Origin of the sequence: Mesorhizobium sp. B2-8-5 (assembly GCF_006440675.2) — a bacterium.
Lineage (GTDB): Bacteria > Pseudomonadota > Alphaproteobacteria > Rhizobiales > Rhizobiaceae > Mesorhizobium.
Window position 1 is genome coordinate 5,702,306 of record NZ_CP083951.1, and the last position, 21,337, is coordinate 5,723,642.

19 protein-coding genes are annotated in these 21,337 nt (G+C 64.6%); 10 read left to right on the top strand and 9 right to left on the bottom strand.

All coding sequences use genetic code 11. From position 1 onward, the window contains the following. Window positions 1-89 precede the first annotated feature (89 nt). From FJ430_RS28230 to FJ430_RS28250, 5 genes are all read left to right on the top strand, one after another. On the top strand, window positions 90-2,168 hold the full coding sequence (locus tag FJ430_RS28230) for an ABC transporter substrate-binding protein (RefSeq protein ID WP_140705252.1): 2,079 nt from the start codon (window positions 90-92) through the stop codon (window positions 2,166-2,168). Window positions 2,169-2,280: 112 nt separating this feature from the next. Then, window positions 2,281-3,288 (top strand): ABC transporter permease, encoded by a 1,008-nt coding sequence (locus tag FJ430_RS28235; RefSeq protein ID WP_140705250.1) that lies wholly within the window; start codon window positions 2,281-2,283, stop codon window positions 3,286-3,288. Beyond that, window positions 3,289-4,437, top strand: a complete 1,149-nt coding sequence (locus FJ430_RS28240; protein WP_140705248.1) for an ABC transporter permease — start codon at window positions 3,289-3,291, stop codon at window positions 4,435-4,437. A gap of 9 nt (window positions 4,438-4,446) precedes the next feature. After that, entirely contained in the window at window positions 4,447-6,117 is a 1,671-nt protein-coding gene (locus tag FJ430_RS28245) for an ABC transporter ATP-binding protein (protein WP_140705246.1), read from the top strand. 21 nt (window positions 6,118-6,138) lie between these two features. After that, entirely contained in the window at window positions 6,139-7,509 is a 1,371-nt protein-coding gene (locus FJ430_RS28250) for an alpha-glucosidase/alpha-galactosidase (protein WP_140705244.1), read from the top strand. On the opposite strand, the gene purD is transcribed toward FJ430_RS28250, so the two are convergent. Continuing rightward, window positions 7,510-8,784: a phosphoribosylamine--glycine ligase gene (gene purD, locus FJ430_RS28255; protein ID WP_140705242.1), complete on the bottom strand. Its 1,275-nt coding sequence runs from the start codon at window positions 8,782-8,784 to the stop codon at window positions 7,510-7,512. A gap of 183 nt (window positions 8,785-8,967) precedes the next feature. Then, a complete protein-coding gene (locus tag FJ430_RS28260) occupies window positions 8,968-9,762 on the bottom strand; it encodes a phytanoyl-CoA dioxygenase family protein (RefSeq protein WP_140705240.1) in 795 nt (264 codons plus the stop codon). A gap of 89 nt (window positions 9,763-9,851) precedes the next feature. Between FJ430_RS28260 and FJ430_RS28265 the strand changes: the two genes are divergently transcribed. Together FJ430_RS28265 and ubiA are read left to right on the top strand one after the other, a co-directional pair. Next, the gene (locus tag FJ430_RS28265) at window positions 9,852-10,763 is read left to right on the top strand and encodes a LysR family transcriptional regulator (protein WP_140705238.1); all 912 of its coding nucleotides are present in this window, start codon (window positions 9,852-9,854) and stop codon (window positions 10,761-10,763) included. Window positions 10,764-10,844: 81 nt separating this feature from the next. After that, entirely contained in the window at window positions 10,845-11,828 is a 984-nt protein-coding gene (gene ubiA, locus FJ430_RS28270; RefSeq protein ID WP_140705524.1) for a 4-hydroxybenzoate octaprenyltransferase, read from the top strand. Window positions 11,829-12,022: 194 nt separating this feature from the next. Here the strand turns inward: ubiA and FJ430_RS28275 are convergent, their stop codons facing one another. The 3 genes from FJ430_RS28275 to FJ430_RS28285 all read right to left on the bottom strand — a co-directional run bounded on the left by FJ430_RS28275 (window position 12,023) and on the right by FJ430_RS28285 (window position 15,190). Next, entirely contained in the window at window positions 12,023-12,589 is a 567-nt protein-coding gene (locus FJ430_RS28275) for a DUF6101 family protein (protein ID WP_140659537.1), read from the bottom strand. Between the two features lie 185 nt (window positions 12,590-12,774). Further along, a complete protein-coding gene (locus tag FJ430_RS28280) occupies window positions 12,775-14,208 on the bottom strand; it encodes an FAD-binding oxidoreductase (protein WP_140705236.1) in 1,434 nt (477 codons plus the stop codon). 19 nt (window positions 14,209-14,227) lie between these two features. Next, window positions 14,228-15,190 (bottom strand): L-threonylcarbamoyladenylate synthase, encoded by a 963-nt coding sequence (locus FJ430_RS28285; protein ID WP_181175349.1) that lies wholly within the window; start codon window positions 15,188-15,190, stop codon window positions 14,228-14,230. A gap of 174 nt (window positions 15,191-15,364) precedes the next feature. On the opposite strand from FJ430_RS28285, the gene FJ430_RS28290 reads away from it, so the two are divergent. Beyond that, window positions 15,365-15,874, top strand: coding sequence for a hypothetical protein (locus FJ430_RS28290; protein ID WP_181175347.1), 510 nt, complete (start codon window positions 15,365-15,367; stop codon window positions 15,872-15,874). Between the two features lie 103 nt (window positions 15,875-15,977). Continuing rightward, window positions 15,978-16,367 carry a hypothetical protein gene (locus FJ430_RS28295; protein ID WP_140705232.1) on the top strand — a complete coding sequence of 130 codons (390 nt, stop codon included), beginning with the start codon at window positions 15,978-15,980 and terminating at the stop codon, window positions 16,365-16,367. A 114-nt stretch (window positions 16,368-16,481) separates the two neighbouring features. Here FJ430_RS28295 and FJ430_RS28300 read toward each other — a convergent pair whose 3' ends face one another. The 3 genes from FJ430_RS28300 to FJ430_RS28310 form a co-directional block, all read right to left on the bottom strand. After that, a complete protein-coding gene (locus FJ430_RS28300; protein ID WP_181175345.1) occupies window positions 16,482-16,841 on the bottom strand; it encodes an ATPase in 360 nt (119 codons plus the stop codon). A gap of 266 nt (window positions 16,842-17,107) precedes the next feature. After that, window positions 17,108-19,261, bottom strand: a complete 2,154-nt coding sequence (gene glyS / locus FJ430_RS28305) for a glycine--tRNA ligase subunit beta (RefSeq protein WP_140705228.1) — start codon at window positions 19,259-19,261, stop codon at window positions 17,108-17,110. A gap of 69 nt (window positions 19,262-19,330) precedes the next feature. Then, entirely contained in the window at window positions 19,331-19,678 is a 348-nt protein-coding gene (locus tag FJ430_RS28310) for a DUF559 domain-containing protein (RefSeq protein ID WP_246677400.1), read from the bottom strand. 308 nt (window positions 19,679-19,986) lie between these two features. Between FJ430_RS28310 and FJ430_RS28315 the strand changes: the two genes are divergently transcribed. Further along, window positions 19,987-20,169, top strand: coding sequence for a hypothetical protein (locus FJ430_RS28315; RefSeq protein WP_140645047.1), 183 nt, complete (start codon window positions 19,987-19,989; stop codon window positions 20,167-20,169). Here the strand turns inward: FJ430_RS28315 and FJ430_RS28320 are convergent. Then, window positions 20,166-21,089 (bottom strand): glycine--tRNA ligase subunit alpha, encoded by a 924-nt coding sequence (locus FJ430_RS28320; protein WP_176480037.1) that lies wholly within the window; start codon window positions 21,087-21,089, stop codon window positions 20,166-20,168. The two genes, FJ430_RS28315 and FJ430_RS28320, sit on opposite strands and share 4 nt — an antisense overlap. Window positions 21,090-21,337: the final 248 nt, after the last annotated feature.

The window sequence follows — 21,337 nt, forward strand, 5'->3', positions numbered from 1 at the left end:
GCGGACGCGCAGGAGGCGCGTCCGGCGGATCAGCCGTCCAGAAACAAGAGGCGGGCAGCAGCAGGCGTCCAAACAACTGGGAGGAGACGATGAGGACCTTACGCAGAATTGGCTTTGCCGCCGGACTGGCGATGAACGTTGCCGTTCCGGCATACGCCTTGGCATCCGAGCCGACGATCCCGCCCGAGCCGGCGACGTTCCCGGCCGAGGGCAAGATCCACTATGTGGCGCGCGACTCCATCCTGGAGTTCAAGGCGCTGCCCGAATATCACGAGCCGGACTGGGTGACGGAGAGATACGTCAAGACCGGCAAACTGCCGCCGGTCAAGGACCGGTTGCCCAAGGAGCCGCTGGTCTTCAAGACGGGCAACATGCCGGACGGCATCGGCGTCTACGGCGACACGATGCGTCACGTCATCGGCGGCAGGCCGGAGGGCTGGAACTACGGCGCAGGCCAGACGCAGGGTTGGGGCGGGATCGATATCGGCCTGTCCGAATGCCTGACGCGCACGGCGCCGCTGTTCCAGGTCGAGGCCAAGGACACCGAGCCGCTGCCGAACCTCGCCAAGAGCTGGGACTGGTCGAGCGACGGCCACAAGCTCACCATGCATCTGATCGAAGGCGCCAAGTGGTCCGACGGCGCGCCCTTCAACGCCGACGACGTCATGTTCTACTGGGATGACGAGGTCGTCGATCCCAACGTCTCGCCGCTGAACGGCGCCACGCCCGAAACCTTCGGCGTCGGCACGACGCTGAAGAAGATCGACGACTACACCGTCGAGTGGACGTTCAAGGAGGCGTTCCCGCGGCAATATCTCTACGCGATGGCCTACGGCACCTTCTGTCCCGGCCCTTCGCATATCCTCAAGCCGCAGCATCCGAAATATTCGAAGAACACCTACGACCAGTTCAAGAATGCCTTCCCACCGGACTATATGAACATGCCGGTGATGGGCGCCTGGGTGCCGGTCGAATACCGGCCGGACGATATCATCGTCATGCGGCGCAACCCCTACTATTGGAAGGTCGACGAAAAGGGCAACCAGCTGCCCTATCTCAACGAGCTGCAATACAAGCTGTCGACCTGGGCCGACCGCGACGTCCAGGCGGTGGCGGGCTCCGGCGACTTCTCGAACCTCGAGCAGCCGGAAAATTTCGTCGCCTCGCTGAAGCGCGCGGCCGACTCGAACGCGCCGGCCCGGCTTGCCTTCGGCCCGCGCCTCATCGGCTACAATCTGCGCATGAATTTTTCCGCCAATGGCTGGGGCAACCCGGACGAGCGCAGTCAGGCAGTGCGCGAGTTGAACCGCAACGAGGACTTCCGCAAGGCGGTGACCATGGCGCTCGACCGCAAGGCGCTGGGCGACTCGCTTGTCAAGGGTCCGTTCACCGCCATCTATCCCGGCGGCTTCTCGTCGGGCACCAGCTTCTACGACCGCAAGTCGACGGTCTACTATCCGTTCGATCTCGAAGGCGCCAAGGCCGAGCTTGCCAAGGCCGGGCTCAAGGACACCGACGGCGACGGCATAGTCAACTTCCCGGCCGGCACCGCCGGGGGCAAGAATGTCGAGATCGTGATGCTGGTCAACAACGATTACACGACCGACAAGAGCCTTGCCGAAGGCGTGGTCGCGCAGATGGAAAAGCTCGGGCTGAGAGTCGTCCTCAACGGGGTCAACGGAACGCAGCGCGACGCCATCCAATATTCCGGCCGTTTCGACTGGCTGATCCGGCGCAACGAGACCGAGCTGACCTCAGTGGTTCAAAACACCGAACAACTTGCTCCCGTCGGCCCGAAGACCAGTTGGAATCATCGCGCGCCGGAAAGCGGCGAGGTCGACCTGATGCCCTTCGAGAAGGACCTCGTCGATATCGTCAACAAGTTCGTGACGACGCAGGACAACGACCAGCGTGCCGACCTGATGCGAAAGTTCCAGAGGATATCGACCGAGCATGTCTACAATGTCGGGCTGACCGAGTATCCGGGCGCGCTCATCATCAACAAGCGCTTCTCCAACATCCCGCAAGGCACACCGATCTACATGTTCAACTGGGCCGAGGATTCGATCGTCCGCGAACGTGTCTTCGTCGCCGCCGACAAGCAGGCGAAGCACGAATTGTATCCGGAGGAGCTTCCCGGCAAACCGGGTGACAAGGGTCCGATGTAAGGTTTACCTCCCCTGACGAAAAGACGTCCGGCCGCGCCGCGGCGCGGCCGGACAAACAGAATCTCCGAACGCACCTCAGGGAGCGACCGGCCAGAAAGGAAGCTGACCGTCCATGCTGCGATTCCTGCTTATGCGCATAGCGTCGGCGCTTCCCGTCCTCGCCATTTTGAGCCTCGTCACCTTCGCCATCATCCAGGCGCCGCCCGGCGACTATGCCGATTACATCCGCTCGCAGCTGATCAACCAGGGCGGCGCGTCCTACGCCGAGGCTGAAGCGCAGGCCCAGGCCTACCGCGTCGAGCATGGCCTCGATAAGCCGCTGCCCGTCCAGTACCTCAACTGGATCGGCGGCATCGTCACCCGCGGCGATTTCGGCTACAGCCTCTATTACAACAAGCCGGTGGCCGACGTGGTCGGCGAGCGCCTGCCGCGAACGCTCCTTCTGGCGCTGGTCTGCCATCTGCTCGCCTCGGTTCTCGGCATCACCTTCGGCATATGGGCGGCGACGCGGCAGTATTCCTGGATCGACTCGACGCTTTCGGCGATCTCGTTCCTCGGCATGACGGTGCCGCGCTTCCTGATGGCGCTGATCATCGTCTATCTGCTGGTCTTCCAGTTCAACGTCTCCGAGATCGGCTCGTTCTTCTCGGCGCAATATGGCGGCGCGCCATGGTCGTGGGCGAAGCTCGTCGACCTCATCAAGCATGTCTGGCCGGTCGTGGCGATCGCGACCTTCGGCGGCCTCGCCTACAATATGCGCGTCATGCGCGGCAATCTGCTCGACACGCTCAACGCGCAATATGTCGAGACGGCCAAGGCCAAGGGCCTGACCGGCGGCGCCGTGGTGATGCGGCATGCCGTGCCCAACGCGCTGCATCCTTTGGTGATGTATCAGGGCGTGGTGCTGCCCTATATGCTCACCGGCGAGATCGAGACGGCGATCATCTTCGCGCTGCCCACCGTCGGCCCGGCGATCGTCGGTTCCATGGCGGTCGGCGACGTCTATGTCACGGCCACCTTCATGATGGTGCTGTCGGCGACGCTGATCGTCGGCAACATCATCGCCGACATGCTGCTCGTCCTGCTCGACCCGCGCATCCGCCAATTCGGGGAGCGCTAGATGCTGGCCCGCGATCCCTCACCCCCGCCCCTTACGCCCTTGCCGGCCGAAGGCATAACCAAAGCCGAAGCCGCGCATGGCAATGAGAGCTACATCGCGCTCGTCTGGCGCCGGCTGAAGCGCTCCTGGACCGGCATGGCCGGGCTTTGGCTGGTCGTCCTGCTGCTGGTCATGGCGGTGTTCGCCGAATTCCTGGCGCCGATGGACCCCAAGGCGACCGACGTCGCCTTCGCGCCGCCGCAACTGCCCGCTTTCCACGACAAGGACGGCAATTTCGTCGCGCGGCCGCGAGTCTATGCGCTGGCCGATTCGGCCGATCTCGATCCGGTCACCTTCCAGCCGATCGTCGGCCCCGACTACGATCATCCGCGGCTGCTCGGCTTTTTCGTCGAAGGCGCGCCCTACAAGCTTCTCGGCCTCATTCCGGCGAACCGGCATTTCTTCGCCTCGATGGACGGCCAGCCGGTGCATTTCCTCGGCACCGACAAGTTCGGCCGCGACGTGCTGTCGCGCGCCATCCACGGCTCGCGCGTGTCGCTGATGATCGCGCTGACGGTGGTCTTCATCATCACGGTCATCGGCACCAGCGTCGGCATGATCTCCGGCTATTTCGGCGGCCGGTTCGACGTCTGGATGCAGCGCTTCGTCGAGCTTGTGCTCGCCTTCCCGCAACTGCCGCTCTATCTGGCCCTGACGACGCTGATCCCGGTCACCGCGCCGACGAATGTCTTCCTCGCCTTCGTCATCATCGTCATGTCGGCGCTGGGCTGGGCGCAGATGTCGCGCGAGGTGCGCGGCAAGACGCTGGCGCTCGCGCGCATCGACTATGTGCGCGCCGCCATGGCGGTCGGCGCCACCGACCGGCGCATCATCATGCAGCATATCTTCCCCAATGTGATGAGCCATGTGATCGTCGCCGTGACGCTGGCGATCCCTACGGTGGTGCTGCTCGAATCCTTCCTCGGCTTCCTCGGCTTCGCGGTCAAGCCGCCGCTGATCTCCTGGGGCCTGATGCTGCAGGACACCGCGACCTATTCGGTCATCGGCACCTATCCATGGATCCTATCGCCGGTCGGCTTCGTGCTGATCACCGTCTTTGCCTTCAACGCGCTGGGCGACGGCCTGCGCGATGCCGTCGATCCCTATTGAGGTGACCGGATGACGACGATCGCGCTCGCAGACAATTTCGCACCGGCCGTCCGGCATGATCATGGCGGTCGCCGTGATCAGCCTGTGATCGACGCCCGCAACATCGAGGTCGCCTTCAAGGTCGAGCACGGCACCGTCGAGGCGGTGAAGGACGTCTCCTTCCAGCTCTATCGCGGCGAGACGATCGCGATCGTCGGCGAGTCCGGTTCCGGCAAGTCGGTGACGGCGCGCACCGTCATGGGGCTGTTGTCGCGCCGCGCGACGGTGTCGCCGAGATCGAGCGTCGACTATCTCGGGCAGAACATCCTGAAGTTCCCCGAGAGCGCCCGGCGCAAGCTGCGCGGCAACCGCATCTCGATGATCTTCCAGGAGCCGATGAGCTCGCTCAACCCGATCTACACGGTCGGCGGCCAGATCGTCGAAGCGATCCGGGTGCACCGCAAGGTGGGCCGCAGGCAAGCCTGGGCGCGCGCGCTCGAACTCCTGCGGCATGTCCAGATCCCCGAGCCGGAGGCGCGGCTCAAGCAATATCCGCACCAGCTCTCCGGCGGCCAGCGCCAGCGCGTCATGATCGCCATGGCCTTGGCCAACGACCCCGACGTGCTGATCGCCGACGAGCCCACCACGGCGCTCGACGTCACCGTGCAGGCGCAGATCCTGAACCTGATCCGCAACCTGCAGAAGGAACTGCGGATGGCGGTGATCCTGATCACCCACGACCTCACCGTGGTGCGTAAGTTTTCCGACTACGTCTATGTCATGCAGCATGGCGAGATGCGCGAGCACAACGTCACCGAGCGGCTCTTCGCCAATCCCCAGCATCCCTACACGCAGCGGCTGCTCGCCTCCGAGCCGCGCGGACGGCCGAAGGTGCTGCCCGACAAGTCCCGCACGATCCTCGAGGCAAATGGCGTGCGCGTCTGTTTCATGCTGCGCCACGGCTCTTTCATGAAGCCGGACTGGCGCGAACTGGTCGCCGTCGACGATCTCGACCTGAAACTTTGCCGTCACGAGACGCTGGGACTGGTCGGCGAATCCGGTTCCGGCAAGACCACATTCGGCCAGGCGCTGCTCAGGCTGATCGACGCCAAGCGCGGCGAGATCCGCTTCGACGGACAGCCGATCGAGAAGCTGTCACGCGCCGGAATGCGGCCGTTGCGCTCGCGCATGCAGATCGTGTTCCAGGATCCTTTCTCCTCGCTCAATCCGCGCATGACGATCGGCCAGATCATCGAGGAAGGGCTGGTCGTCAACCGGTTGGGCGCGACGCGGCGCGAGCGGAACGAACGGGTGCGCGAGGCGCTGGCCAGCGCCGGCATGCCCGGCAACATCCTGTCGCGCTTCCCGCATGAATTCTCCGGCGGCCAGCGGCAGCGCATCGCGATCGCGCGGGCGATTGCGCTGGAGCCCGAATTCATCCTGCTCGACGAGCCGACTTCGGCGCTGGACCTTTCGGTGCAGGCGCAGATCATCGACCTGTTGCGAAAGCTGCAGGACGAGCGCGGCCTGAGCTATCTGTTCATCTCGCACGACCTCAAGGTGGTGCGGGCGCTGTGCCACCGCGTCATCGTCATGCAGCATGGCAAGATCGTCGAGCAGGGGCCCGTCGACGAGGTCCTTTCCAATCCCAAGACCGCCTACACCGAACGGCTCGTCAGGGCCGCTTTCGACGTGGCTTAGAGAAGTGCCGGAGGCTTTAAAGTGGCAAGAAATCCCAGGATCACGTTCATCGGCGCCGGCTCGACGGTGTTCATGAAGAACATCGTCGGCGACGTGCTGCAGCGGCCGGCGCTATCGGGCGCCACCATCGCATTGATGGACATCAATCCGCAGCGGCTGGAAGAGAGCGCTGTTGTCGTCAACAAGCTGATCGCGACGCTCGGCGTCAAGGCGAAGGCCGAGACCTATTCGGACCAGCGCAAGGCGCTCTCCGGCGCCGACTTCGTCGTCGTCGCCTTCCAGATCGGCGGCTACGAGCCCTGCACCGTCACCGACTTCGAGGTGCCGAAGAAATACGGCCTCCGCCAGACGATCGCCGACACGCTCGGCGTCGGCGGCATCATGCGGGGCTTAAGGACGGTGCCGCATCTATGGAAGATCTGCGAGGACATGCTCGCCGTCTGCCCGGAGGCGATCATGCTGCAATATGTCAACCCGATGGCGATCAACACCTGGGCGATCGCGGAGAAATATCCCGCGATCAAACAGGTCGGGCTTTGCCATTCGGTGCAGGGCACGGCGATGGAACTGGCGCACGACCTCGACCTTCCCTATGACGAGATCCGCTACCGCTCGGCCGGCATCAACCACATGGCGTTTTATCTCAAGTTCGAGCATCGCCAACCGGACGGTTCCTACCGCGACCTTTATCCCGACCTTCTCCGCGCCTATCGCGAGGGCCGCGCGCCGAAGCCCGGCTGGAACCCGCGCTGCCCGAACAAGGTGCGCTACGAGATGCTGACCCGGCTCGGCTATTTCGTCACCGAAAGCTCCGAGCATTTCGCCGAGTACACGCCCTATTTCATCAAGGACGGCCGCCCCGACCTGATCGAGAAATATGGCATCCCGCTCGACGAATATCCAAAACGCTGCATCGAGCAGATCGAGCGCTGGAAGGGCCAGGCGGAAGCCTACCGCTCGGCGGACCGGATCGAGGTCGAGCAGTCCAGGGAATATGCCTCCTCGATCATGAATTCGGTGTGGACCGGCGAGCCGTCGGTGATCTACGGCAATGTCCGCAACAATGGCTGCATCACCTCGCTGCCTTTCGATTGCGCGGCGGAAGTGCCGTGCTTGGTCGATGCTTCCGGAATCCAGCCCACTTACATTGGCGAATTGCCGCCGCAGCTCACGGCGCTGATCCGCACCAACATCAACGTCCAGGAACTGACGGTGCGGGCGCTGATGAGCGAGAACCGCGAGCACATCTACCATGCGGCGATGATGGACCCGCATACCGCGGCCGAGCTCGACCTCGACCAGATCTGGTCACTGGTCGACGAGCTGCTTGCCGCTCACGGCGACTGGCTGCCGGCCTGGGCACGCAACGGCAGCAGGAGCCAGGCCGCCTGATCAGCCGCCGCCCTTCTCGCGCTCGACGGCGCGCCAGCCGATGTCATGGCGATAAAAGCCTTGCGGCCAGTCGATGCGATCGATCGCCGCGTAGGCCTTTGCCTGCGCCTCGCCGACGGTGGCGCCCAAAGCGGTGACGTTGAGCACACGCCCGCCATTGGCGACCAGCGCGCCGCCATTGATGGCAGTGCCGGCATGGAAGACCTGGACGCCTTCCACCTTGTCGAGACCGCGGATGACGGAGCCCTTTTCCGGCATGCCCGGATAGCCCCTTGCCGCCATCACCACGGTCAACGCCGTCTCGTCGCTCCAGCGCACCGACATATGCGCGAGCTGGCCGTCGACGGCGGCGTTGAGCAGGACGAGCAGGTCGTCCTTCAGCCGCATCATCAGCACCTGGCATTCGGGATCGCCGAAGCGGGTGTTGTACTCGATAAGCTTCGGCCCGCTGTCGGTGATCATCAGGCCGGCGAAGAGGATGCCGGCGAAGGGCGCGCCGATATTGGCCATGCCGCGCATGGTCGGCTCGATGATCTCGCGCATGGTGCGCTCAGTCATTTCCGGCGTCATCACCGGCGCCGGCGAATAGGCGCCCATGCCGCCGGTGTTCGGCCCGGTATCGCCGTCGCCGACGCGCTTATGGTCCTGCGCGGTGCCGAAGGGCAGCGCCGTGGCGCCGTCGCACAGGCAGAAGAAGCTCGCCTCCTCGCCGGTCAGATACTCCTCGACCACCACCTCGGCTCCAGCGGCACCGAAAGCGCCGTCGAAACAGGCTTCGAGCGCGGCGTTCGCCTCCTCCAGCGTCATGGCGATCGTGACGCCCTTGCCGGCGGCAAGGCCGTCGGCCTTGATGACGATCGGCGCGCCGGTCTCCTCGACATAGGCCTTTGCCGAGGCAAGGTCGCTGAAGCGGCCATAGGCGGCGGTCGGGATGTTGAACTTCGCGCAAAGATCCTTGGTGAAGCCCTTCGAACCCTCGAGCCGCGCAGCCGCCTTGGAGGGACCGAAGACGCGGATGCCCCAGGCGCGCAGGTCGTCGGCGATGCCGGCCACCAGCGGACCTTCCGGACCGACCACGACCAGGTCGATCTTCTTCTCCTGGCAGAAGGAGGCGACGGCGGAGTGGTCGGCGACGTCGAGCTTGACCAGCTCGGCGACACGGCCGATGCCCGGATTGCCTGGCGAGGCGTAGAGCTTCGTCAGCAGCGGCGAGGCGGCCATCTTCCAGGCGAGCGCATGTTCGCGGCCACCCGAGCCGAGAAGAAGAACATTCATGGCCACCTCTTGCTGCCGATCGTCCTCGTCGAGAGAACCCGCTATTGGTCCGCGGGCGATGGGTCAAGGCATCTTGGCATTTTGGCGGCAATTGCGCACGGGAACATGGCCCGCATCGTGGGGAATGAGGCAAGTCCCGTCGCCGGCCGGGCCGGAAAAACGACTCAAGCCCGGAAGACGACTCTAGCTCTGGAAAACGACCGGGAACCAGTCCTCGCGCAATTTCTGGCCGGGCTTCATGTCGTGGCCGGTATAGGGCGGCGAGGTGCGGCCGGGACGCTCGACATAACGCGCGTCGTCGCCGACCCAGCGCAGCGACAGCGCCCGGCGGCGCGCCGAGGTCAGGTTGCCGCGCGCGCCGTGCGCCGTGCGGAAGTCGAACAGGATGGCGTCGCCAGGTTCCATCTCCCATTCCAGCACCTTCATCGAGGGGTCGTTGTCGGGATCCGGCACCGGCCGGTAGTCGCCCTCGCCGGCATAGAAGTTGTCGTCGTTCAGCCAACGCACCGGCAGCACCATCTTTTCCCATTTGTGCGAGCCGGCGATCAGCCTCAGCGTCGCTTCCTTCACCGGATCGATCGGGATCCAGAAGCTCACCGTCTGGCTGCCGTCGACGAAGTAATAAGGAATGTCCTGGTGCCACGGCGTCGGCTTCTGCGTGCCGGGTTCCTTGACCAGGACGTGATCGTGGAAGAACTGGGCGGTGCGCGACTGCATGACCGCGGCCGCGAGCTCGGCGGCCGGCGATTCCCTGACGATCCTGACGAATTCCGGGATGCGCTCCCAGTTGCAGTAGTCGTCGAAGAAGCTGCCCTTGCCGCCGGCAATGTCGGAAGCCGTGGCGCTGCGGTTCTCAATGTTGCGCTCGATGCCGTCGGCGATGACATCGACCCAGTCCTTGAAGGCACCGCGGATGCAGACAGCGCCGTCGCGCTGATAGTCGGCAATCGTCGAAGCATCGATCTTTGGGCTGGCCATGGCGCTCTCCTTGATTAGGCGAGCGACTATCGCAAGCGCTGGACATCGTGTAAAATAATAACTTGTCATCTAGTTTATAGTTTTTACCTATGAGACCGACCCTCGCCCAGTTGCGCTATGTCGTTGCCGTGGCCCGCTATGGCAGCGTGACCGCGGCCGCCTCGGCGCTCAATGTTTCGCAGCCTTCGATTTCGGTGGCGATCGACAATGTCGAGGACGCGCTTGGCCAGAAGCTGTTCGTGCGCCAGCGGGGAAGCGGCGTTGCGCTGACATCCTTCGGCCGCAGGGCCGTCGCCAAGGCAAGGCAGGTGCTGGGCGAAGCGGACGAGCTCGCGGCGCTCGGATCGCGCGATGCCGATGTCGGCGGCGAATTGGTGCTCGGCTGCTTCGAGGACCTGGCGCCCTATTTCGCGCCGGCGCTGATGCGCGCCTTCGCCGAGCGCTGCCCAGCCGTCACGGTCGTCATCGGCGACGAAACCTTCGACACGCTGGGGCGGCGGCTGGCCGACAGCGCCGTCGATCTCGGCCTCACCTACGATCTCGGCCTGCCCGGGTATTTCAAGCGCATTCTGCTGCATGAGCTGCGGCCGCACGCGCTTTTGCCGGCCGGCCATGAGCTTGCGGACAAGCATGCCGTCAGCCTGGCGGAACTGGCGCAGCATCCGCTGATCACCACTGACCAGCCGCACAGCTGGCAGCACATGCTGGACCTTTTCCTTACCCGCGGCCTGTCGCCGATAGCCCGGGCGGCGACGAGCTCGTTCGAATTGCAGCGCTCCATGGTGGCCAACGGGTTTGGCGTCGCGGTCAGCTATACGAGGCCGTATGGCGACCGCAGCTATGACGGGCTGCCGCTGGTCTGCAAGCCGCTTTCCGACCCGCTGCCCATGCAGCGCATCATCCTGACCCATGACACGCGCCAGCGCCTGTCGAAGGCGGCCGTGACCTTCATCGACGTCGCCAAGGCATGGTTTGCCAGTCACGATGTTTTCACCGCCTAGGGCTTCAACGCACAAGTTTTCAACGCTTGAGCGACAACGCGGCCGCTTGACGGCGCCTCTTGCTGCTGCCACTCCACCGTGATGGAAACCGTCCAGTCGAAAGCAGCACAGGGCCGGGTCGCCGACGCGCCGAGCGGCCATTGGGTCTACCGGGTGCTGCCGCGCTGGCTCTGGCCCTACGCGCAGCTAGCGCGCTGGGACCGGCCTATCGGCTGGCAGCTCTTGTTGTGGCCGTGCTGGTGGTCGGCGGCACTTGCCGCGGGCGCCTATCCGCGCCCGACCGACCCGCTGCTGACGCTGCTTCCGGCGCCCTGGTACCTGTTCCTGTTTTTCGTCGGCGCCGTGGCCATGCGCGGCGCCGGCTGCGCCTACAACGACCTCGCCGACGTGGACATCGACAACCAGGTCGAGCGCACCCGCTCGCGGCCGTTGCCGGCCGGCAAGGTCACGCGCCGCCAGGCCTGGGCTTTCGTCATCATCCAGGCGCTTATCGGGCTTGCCGTGCTGTTGCAGTTCAACAGCTTCGCCATTCCGCTCGGCATCGCCTCGCTGGCGATCGTGGCCGTCTATCCCTTCATGAAGCGCATCACCAACTGGCCGCAATTCGTGCTGGGGCTCGCCTTCTCCTGGGGCGCGCTGATGGGCTGGGCGGTCGAGTTCGGCGACATCGATGATCCGGCCATCATGCTCTATATCGGCTCGATCCTGTGGGTGATCGGCTACGACACGATCTATGCGCATCAGGACAAGGAAGACGACGCCATCGTCGGCGTGCGCTCGACGGCGCGGCTGTTCGGCGACAACACCAAGACCTGGCTGGTCGGGCTCTATGGCGGCGCGCTGGTCTGCTTCGCCATCGCCTTCGCCTCGGCGCAAGTGCCGGTGGTGGCGCTGGCCGGGCTGATCGCCGCCGGCGCGCATATGGCGCGCCAGATCATCCGGCTCGACATCGACAATCCGGACCAGTGCCTGAAGCTGTTCAAGTCGAACAACCAGGTCGGCTGGCTGATGTTCCTCGGCCTGATCGGCGGTTCGGTGTGGATATGGCTGAAGCCACTGGTGTAGTCTTCCTTCTCCCCGTTCCACGGGGAGAAGGTGGCGGCAGCCGGATGAGGGGCGGCGCCGACCTTGGAGGTTAAATGAAATATGCGGCGGCGCTGTCGCGAGTGATCGGGTTTTGAGGTCGCCAAACACCTAGGTCGGCGCTGCCCCTCATCGCCCTGCCGGGCACTTCTCTCCGTATAGTGACGGGGAGAAGGCTACTCCCTTGCGATAATCTCCTGGCCGTCGATGACCAGTCTCAGGCCAAGGTTGCCGGACTTGCGGCGGGCAAGGAAGCGCGGGCGGCGCATGTTGGAGACGCGGCCCTTGCGGCGCTCCTGCGGCGGCAGCGCCTTGATGGCGGCGCCGAGCGACTCTTCCAGCGTGCGGGCTATGCCGTCGGCCTCGATCAGAAGCATCGGCAGGCGATAGGCATCGGCCCAGGCGCGCCAGTCGGCGGCGACGTCGTCGAGGTCGTCGGCGACCAGAAGCGGCACCGACAGCATCGGATCATTGTGCAGCAGTTCCAGCGTCACCGTGACGTTGCCGTCCGGATCCTCCATGGCGCGGGCGGCGACGCCGCGGAACGCATTGGGGGGCAGTGCGATGATCGCCGGCACGCCGCTCATCTCCAGCACACGGCGGATGACCGCGCCGCGCTGGTCGATGGTGAAGGTAACATCGCCATAGTCGTCGCGCGTGGCATAGCTCACCATTTGCGGCAGGCGAAACGGGTCGAGACGCATGTTGCGTCCGGCCCAGACTGGCTTCAGCCCAGTGTTCATCGGTGTCTTCCCTGTTATTCCTGAGGGCCGTTTTCCGGTTCTCTCAGGGCCGGTTTTTCCGGCCTCGTTATGGGAAGAAACATTAGCGCTCGCTTCTTACCGGCGCGCTTAAGAAAGTCGGTTAAATTTTGCTGATCTGAGCCGATGGTTATCGGAATGCGACCGGCCACCTGATCGGGGAAGGATCAGATAACCTTACCGGGATTCATGATGCCGGCCGGATCGAAGGCCGCCTTTACCCGCCGCATCAGGTCGATCGCCATCGGCGGCGCCGTGGCGATCAGCTCGTCGCGCTTCAGTTGGCCGATGCCGTGCTCGGCCGAGATCGAGCCATGGAAGGAGCGCACGACATCGTGCACCGCCTTGTTCATGGGATGGTAGAGCTCGAGGAACGCCTCGTCCGCCCAATCCACCGGACGCGAGATGTTGTAGTGAAGATTGCCGTCGCCCATGTGGCCGAAGCAGACGACACGCGCGCCGGGGCAAACCCCTTCCACCACACCGGCCGCCTTTTCGATGAACTCGGGGATCGAGGCGATCGGCACGGAGATGTCGTGCTTGATCGAGGCGCCCTCGGGCTTCTGGCACTCGGGGAGCGTCTCGCGGAAATTCCAGAAAGCGTCGCCCTGGGCAAGGCTTGCCGAGACCACCGCGTCGCCGACGATGCCTTGCTCAAGGCCGGCTGAAAGAATCTCTTCGATCAGCGCCCTGCCGTCTTCTTCGGAACGGCCGGAAGAGACCTGCATCAGCACATACCATGGCCAGTCGTCGGCCAGCGGCCGGGTGATGCCTTGCCCGTGCTTGAGCGTGAAGTCGTAGGGTCTTTTGCCGATCAGCTCGAAAGCGGTGAGCGAGGCGCCGGCTCGATCCATCGCCAGTGTGAACAGCGAAAGCGCGTCGTGCGGGGACGACGGCAGGCCGGCAAAGGCGACCTCCCTGCCTTTCGGCTTCGGGAAAAGCTTCAGCACGGCGGCGGTGATGATGCCGAGCGTGCCTTCGGCGCCGACGAACAAGTTCTTCAGATCGTAGCCGGTGTTGTCCTTCTTCAATTTGCGCAGATCGTCGAACACCTCGCCGGTCGGCAGCACGACCTCGACGCCGAGGCAGAGCTCGCGCGCATTGCCGTAAGCAAGCACGCCGGTGCCGCCGGCATTGGAGGACAGATTGCCGCCGATCTGGCAGGACCCTTGGGCGGCGAGCGACAGCGGAAACAGCCGGCCAGCGGCGTCAGCCGCTTCCTGCAGCGTCTGCAGGATGACGCCGGCCTCGGCGGTCACCGTATTCGACAGGACATCGATCTCGCGGATGCGGTTCAGCCTGGACAGCGACAGCACGATGTCGTGTCCGGATTTGTCCGGCACCTGGGCGCCGACCAGCCCGGTGTTGCCGCTCTGCGGCACGATCGGCGTTCCGGTCTCGGTCGCAAGCCGCATGATGCGGCTCACTTCCTCGACGCAGCCGGGGCGCAGCACCAGCGATGTCCGGCCATGCCAAAGGCCACGCCGCTCGGTGATGTAAGGCGCGATGTCGGCCTGGTCGCGCAAGGCATATTTGTCGCCGACGATGGCCGTGAAGCGGTCGATGACGGCGGGATCGAGATCGAAGGGCTGGTCGTTCATGAAACAAACCCTAGGGCGCTCAGGCGAGCTTGTCACGCGGCGCGGCGGCGCGGGCAAGCCGGTCGTTGATCGCCTCGCCCAGGCCCTCCAACGGGATCGGCTCGACGGCGATGGTCGCGGCGCCGACACGATCGAGCGCCTGCATGAAGGCGAACAGATTGCTGGCTGCCTCGCGCAGGTCGCCCGTTTCGGAGAGGTTGCGCAACGCAGCGGCCCGTTCCCAGCCCTCGGCGCGATTGCGGCCGAACGCAAGCAAAGCCTCGCCTTCGGCAACGTCCCCGACATTAAGCCGCATCACGGCGCCCGGCGCGTAATGCGAGGCAAGCATGCCCGGCGCCTCGATGCCGCTCGCGCCGCGCGATAGTTTCGCGCCGGCCACCGCCTCGATCTCCTCGGCGCCGATGCCGCCGGGCCGCAGCAGCCGCAGCCTGCCGTCCTCGACCTTGAGAATAGTCGATTCCAGTCCGACAGGCGTCGCGCCACCATCGACGACCAGCCTGATCCTGTCACCGAGATCGGCGGCGACCGCGCCTGCCGTCGTGCCGCTGATCTTTCCGGAGGAATTGGCGCTGGGGGCCGCGAGCGGCCGGCCGAGCCGCGCGATCAGCCCGCCGCCGAACCCGCGCGGCATGCGCAGCGCGATCGTGTCCAGCCCCGCGGTGACCAGCGGATGGATGCCGCTGTCAGCCCTGTGCGGCAGCACCAGCGTCAGCGGGCCGGGCCAGAAGGCTTCGGCCAATCTTGCCGACAGAGGATCGAAGCCGGCGATACGGTCCGCCATGGCGCGATCCGCGACATGGGCGATCAGCGGGTTGAAGCGCGGCCGGCCCTTGGCCTCGAAAATGCGCGCCACGGCAACGCCATTGGTGGCGTCGCCGGCCAGGCCGTAAACCGTCTCGGTCGGAATGGCGACGACGTCGCCGCCTTCGAGCAGCGCCAAAGCCCGCTCCAGAGCCTCGCCGATCGCCAGTATCTCAGCCAAATTCGCCACCAGTCCTGAACATGCCGGTCCCGTAATACGGCCGCTTGCATCGGGCAAGTGCGGGCATTGGCGATTTATCAATCCCTAAAATGTTAAGTTTTCAAGCAAGCCGGCTTCAATGTGCCGGTCCTAAGGTGCGGGTTTGATGCGGTTGCGGGCTGGGGAGTTCTTGTGATGCGTTTGCTTGGAGCATTCGGTATCGGCCTTCTGGCGATGAACGGCGCGGCACATGCCTCGTCGATCGTCGTGGTCGGACCCTCGACCTCGACACCTTCCGTCGTCAGGCTGAATGCGATCGAGCCGACCAAGCTGTCCGCCGCCTCGACGCCGTCGATGATCGCGCTTGGCGACCCTATGCCCGCCGTCACCGATGAAAAGGTCGCGGCAATCCCCGAGAAATCCGGGCACCAGCAGGCCCCGATGATCATCCGGGGCGGTATTGTCGGCGGCGCTTTCGCAGCGCCGGCGGCGACCGCGTCGGCCAAGCCCGCAACAGCCACAACCACACCCGCCGCCACCGCGCCGGCAAACGGCACTTCGCCGGCAACGCCCGCGAACGGCACCGCGTCCGCTTCGAACGGCAGCGGCAAGACCGCCGCCCAGCCAGGCGCGACAGCCGATGCGCAGCCACAGGCGCAACCGCAAACTGCCCAGCCACTGCCGCGCGTCGGCAAGGCGATGTAGATCACACTGGATACCACCTCGATATGCTAGCGCTTGAACTTTGTCCGATCCCCGTCATGCGGATCGGGCACGATGGCGCTGGCGTTTCAAAAAGGGGGATTTCATGACTGTTTCGAAAGCAATCGCCGTCGCCGGCCTGATGGCGGCAACCGCGCTGGGCGCGGGCACGGCGAGTGCCGATGATATGCTTGGCTCTTACACGGCGCGGATTTCCGACCGCGATCACCGCGCCAGCGACGGCTATCCGCTCGGCAGCGCGGCGCAGATGGTGCGGCAGGACCGCGCCAACTGGCACAAGTTCCACCGGCGTGACGGCGACGACCAGGGCGATCCCTGGTTCCGCAGCGACGGCTCGCGCGCCGACCTGCAGCGCATGCTGGGACGCGGCGGCGCCATGAGCAACTCGACCTGGCGCGCGATCGTCAATGGCGAGCCGCTGATCGAGGTCGACGTCTATCCGGACAGCGTGCGGATCAGCATCGTGGAAGACTGACTAGGTCAGCTTCTGACGATTGACGGGTCAATCTTCCTGGAAGATTGACGAGCCTGACGAAAAAGGGCGACGCGTAACGCGCCGCCCCTCATGCTTCACACGACAGGAGACGGCTCAGGCCGCTTCTTCCTTGTCGTCATCGTCGGACTCGTCGGCGTCGTCTTCATCGTCCTCGCCATCTTCATCCTCGTCGTCGGACTGATCGTCGCCCGAGGCTTTGGCTTCTTCGTCGGCGTCATCGTCTTCGTCGTCGCCGTCTTCGTCGTCGTCTTCATCCTCGTCTTCCGACTCGTCGTCGGCCGAGGCAGTGGCCCCCTCGCCGTCTTCGTCATCTTCCTCATCGTCCTCGGACGGATCGGCAGATTCGACCGCCGCGGCAGCGGCGTGGTCGAGGAGGTTTTCGGAAGCGGATTCGATGGCCTCGGCGGCGGCCGGGGTCTCTTCAATCAGGTCGATATCGTCAACGGAATTCATGGCATGCCTCCGTGTTTGGGAACGTCTTACGGCGCGCCGCGGGAAACGATCTCGGGGAACGCGCCTTAAGTCTTTGGTTGATGCATGTCGTTGCCCCAGAACCGCTCAGCGCTTCTGGGCGACATGGACCAGTTCTCCCATGCGGAGGTCATCGCCGTATGACTGTAAGCCGGCTCCGGCGCATTAAATTTCGAGCGCCGAATTGTTCAAGCCTGCCCGCATCCTAGCGGATGCGACCGGTAGCGAGCCTACGATTTTTCGAACCGTCAGCCGACGATTTTGGAGAAGTCGGCGACCTGGTCGGTGGCGGCGCGGATGCGGGCAAGCAGCGCCAGCCGGTTGGCGCGCACGGCCTGGTCCTCATCATTCACGAGAACGCCCTCAAAGAATGAATCAACCGGTTCGCGCAACACGCTAAGCGCCAGCATGGCGGCGGAAAAATCTTCGTTTTGAATTGCTTGGCCGGCTTCCTTCTCGGCCTGATTCACCGCCGCAAACAACTTCTTTTCCGCATCCTCGCGAAACAGCGCCGGCTCAACAGTCTCGGCCACCACGGTTTTCTTCTTCTCCTCGGCAGCCAGGATGTTGGCCGCACGCTTGGTGCCGGCCAGCAGGTTTCTGCCGTCCTCGCTGTCGAGGAAGGAGCCGAGCGCCTCGACGCGGCGGACGATCTGGAGCAGATCGTCGGACGCAGGCGTGATGACGGCATCGATGAGGTCGTGCCTGGCGCCCTGGTCTCGGAGGTAGACTTTCAGGCGGTCATGGAAGAAGGCGAGGAGGTCGGACGACTGATCCGCGCCGCCTTTGAAGTTTGCAAAGGCCTTGGCGAAAACAGACGCCAGCGCCAGCCGGATACGGTTCTCGATGAGGATCCTGACCACACCAAGCGCTGCCCTTCTGAGGGCAAACGGATCCTTCGAGCCCGTGGGCTTTTCATCGATCGCCCAGAAGCCGGTCAGCGTGTCGAGCTTATCGGCGAGCGCCACCGCAACCGAGACCGGATCGGTGGGCACGCGATCGGACGGGCCCTGCGGTTTGTAGTGCTCCTCGGCGGCCGCGGCCACGGATGCATGCTCGCCCTGCAGCAGCGCATATTTGCGGCCCATGGCGCCTTGCAGTTCGGGAAACTCGCCGACCACTTCGGTCTGCAGATCGGCTTTGGCGAGCACCGACGCGCGGGCGACGAGCGCGCTGTCGGCGCCGACGACCAAGGCAAGCTCCTCAGCCAGCCGCTTGATGCGCGCGACCCTCTCCCCTTGCGTGCCGAGCTTGGCATGGAAGGTCACGTTCAGATGATCGAGCCGCGCCATGCGCTGGTCGAGCGGCTTCTTCAAATCCAGGTCGAATTTCGCCGCCGATTCCCCGAGTTGATCGAGGTCCGGCAGGTCGCCCTGATCGGTCTTCCAGAAATAGAGCGCGTCGGACAGACGCGCGCGCACCACCTTGCCGTTGCCGTAGGCGATCTCCTTGCCGCCATCCTTCGCCTCGATGTTGGCGACAAGAATGAAGCGGTTGGACAGATCGTCGGCCGCGCCCTGCGGCCGGGTGACAAAACACTTCTGGTTGGCGCGGATGGTGAGGCGGATGACTTCGCCCGGAATGGCGAGGAAATCCTGCTCGAACTCGCCCATCAGCACGACCGGCCATTCGACCAGGCCGGAGACTTCTTCCAGCAGGCCCTCGTCCTCGACCAGATCGAGGCCGTTGGCGAAGGCGATGTTGCGGGCGTCTGCCAGAATGATCTCCTTGCGCCGGTCGGCGTCGAGCACCACCTTGGCCGCCTCCAACTTCGCCACATAGTCGTCGAAGCGGCGCACGGTGATCGGGCCCGGCGCGTGGAAGCGATGGCCAAAGGTGACGTTGCCGGCGCGAATGCCGTCGATCTCGAAATCGACCACCACCGGCTCCTCGGTCTCCGGGCCGAAGGTGCAGACGATCGACTGCAGCGGGCGCACCCAGCGTAGCGAGCCGGGCTTGGCCGAGGCCGGCCCCCAGCGCATCGATTTGGGCCAGGGGAAGTTCCTGATGATGCCCGGCACCAGCTCGGCGATGATTTCTTCCGCCGCCCTGCCCGGCTTCGCGATATGGGCGACGTAGAAGTCGCCCTTCTTCGGGTCGGAATGGACATGCGCCTCGGCAATCGATGACAGGCCGGCCTTGCGCAGGAAGCCCTGCACCGCCTGCTCGGGCGCCGTGGTCGACGGCCCCTTGATCTCCTCGCGGATGTCCTTCGAACGCGCGGTCAGGCCCCTTATGTCGAGCGTCAGGCGCCGCGGCGTCCAATATTCACGCGCCGCCTCATAGGTCAGACCCGCCTCGACCAGACCGTCGGCCAGCATCTTCCTGAGGTCGCCGGCCGCCTTGCGCTGCATGCGAGCGGGGATTTCCTCGGAGCGAAGTTCCAAGAGCAGATCGGGCATAGTTAAGCTCCCCACCCTCCCCTTGATGGGGAGGGTCGGCGCGTAGCGCCGGGGCGGGGTGGCGGCCTCTCAGCCGCCAATACCTTCGGCACCATCGCGCAGATGCAGGTGTGATTTCCGTTCTTCCACCGCCGCATAAATTGTATCGAGCACAGAATCCAGTTCGTTTTTTATCTCATGGTTCCAGAAGCGGACGACGCGATAGCCCTGGCTTTCAAACCATCGTGTTCGAACTTCATCACGGCGCAGCTGATCGTCAGCGCTGTGGTGGGCGCCGTCCACTTCGACAATCAGCTTCAGCCGATGCGAGATGAAATCTGGATAGTAGGCGCCGACTGACGCCTGTCGGCGGAAGTGTGTCCCTTCGACCGGGATGCGCCACAGGTGCCGCCAGAGCAGCCGTTCTTCGTCGGTCATCGAGGCGCGGAGCCTTCGTGCTGACTGCAACTTGAAACGGTCAAGTTTTGGCATAGGGAAGCGCCAGTCACCCCCACCCGCCGCTTCGCGGCGACCTCCCCCATCAAGGGGGAGGTAAGAGCGCATAGCAACTCGGCCGGCCGCTGTCACCCCGCAAGCAGACCGCCTCCTCGATCGATTTCGCGGAATTTTGCTACCCACTGTCGGGTTGGCGCCGGCCCACCCGTCCTTGGAGCAGAACTTCCCATGAACCGAACGCTGCGCTGAAGCGACAAACGCTCAGGCAGAGACCTATTGGCTGAACGACGATGAAGACGGCATCGAGAACCCTGCAGATCCTGGCGCTCAGCGCCTGCTTCGCCGCCCAGGCGCATGGCACGATCACGATGCCGGGGGTCAGGCAGGCCATGCGTACGATCGACGGCGCAACGGCGCAGATCGCATTGCCGAGCGCCGCCGCCGCCGAGACCGTGAAAGCCGTGTCGGCTTAAGCCGCCGCCAGCCCGCCCGCCCGCGTCTTCAGGAACGCCTCGCCGCACGCCTTGGCCAGATTGCGCACGCGCAGGATGTAGCTTTGCCGCTCAGTGACCGAGATCACGCCGCGCGCGTCGAGCAGGTTGAAGACGTGGCTCGCCTTGATGCATTGGTCGTAGGCCGGAAAGACCATGCGGTGCATCGCCAGATTGTCGCTCGGCTTGGGCGTGCCGGCATCGAGCAGCGCCTTGCACTCGGCCTCGGCGTCCTCGAAGTGTCTCAGCAGCATCGCGGTGTTGGCGAATTCGAAATTGTGGCGCGAATACTCCTGCTCGGCCTGCAGGAAGACGTCGCCGTAAGTGACCTTCTCGGCGCCTTCGCGGCCGTTGAAGTTCAGGTCGTAGACATTGTCGACGCCCTGGACATACATGGCGAGCCGCTCCAGGCCGTAAGTCAACTCGCCCGCCACCGGCGCGCATTCGATGCCGCAGACCTGCTGGAAATAGGTGAACTGCGAGACTTCCATGCCGTCGCACCAGCATTCCCAGCCGAGCCCCCAGGCGCCCAGCGTCGGGCTTTCCCAGTCGTCCTCGACGAAGCGGATGTCATGCAGCAGCGGATCGACGCCGATCGCCTCGAGCGAGCCGAGATAGAGTTCCTGCAGGTTCGGTGGATTGGGTTTCAGGATCACCTGATACTGGTAATAATGCTGCAGGCGGTTCGGGTTTTCGCCATAGCGGCCGTCCTTCGGCCGGCGCGAGGGTTGCACGTAAGCGGCGTTCCAGCGCAAGGGACCCAGCGCGCGCAAGGTGGTGGCCGGATGGAAGGTGCCGGCGCCGACTTCCATGTCGTAGGGCTGCAGGATGAGGCAACCATAGTCCGCCCAGTAATTGTGCAAGGTCAGGATCAGCCCCTGGAAGGAGCGGCTGGGATGCATATGGGCGGGGATCTCGATGGTCACGGCGGCCTCGGAAAGCGCAGGATGACGCTTCCCTAGTTGCCGGGCCGGCAAGCGTCAAGGCGGCGGCTCGCGTCCCGCAAGTGGAAAGCATTGCGGCGGGCTGGCCCATTGCTGTCGAGCAGCGGCCACTGTTTGCTCCGTTGGTTCAACGACAAAGGTTTCGCCATGCAGCGGAGCAGAATTCTGCACCGCAGGAGCGCTCAGAAGTCACGGAATGGATCCTC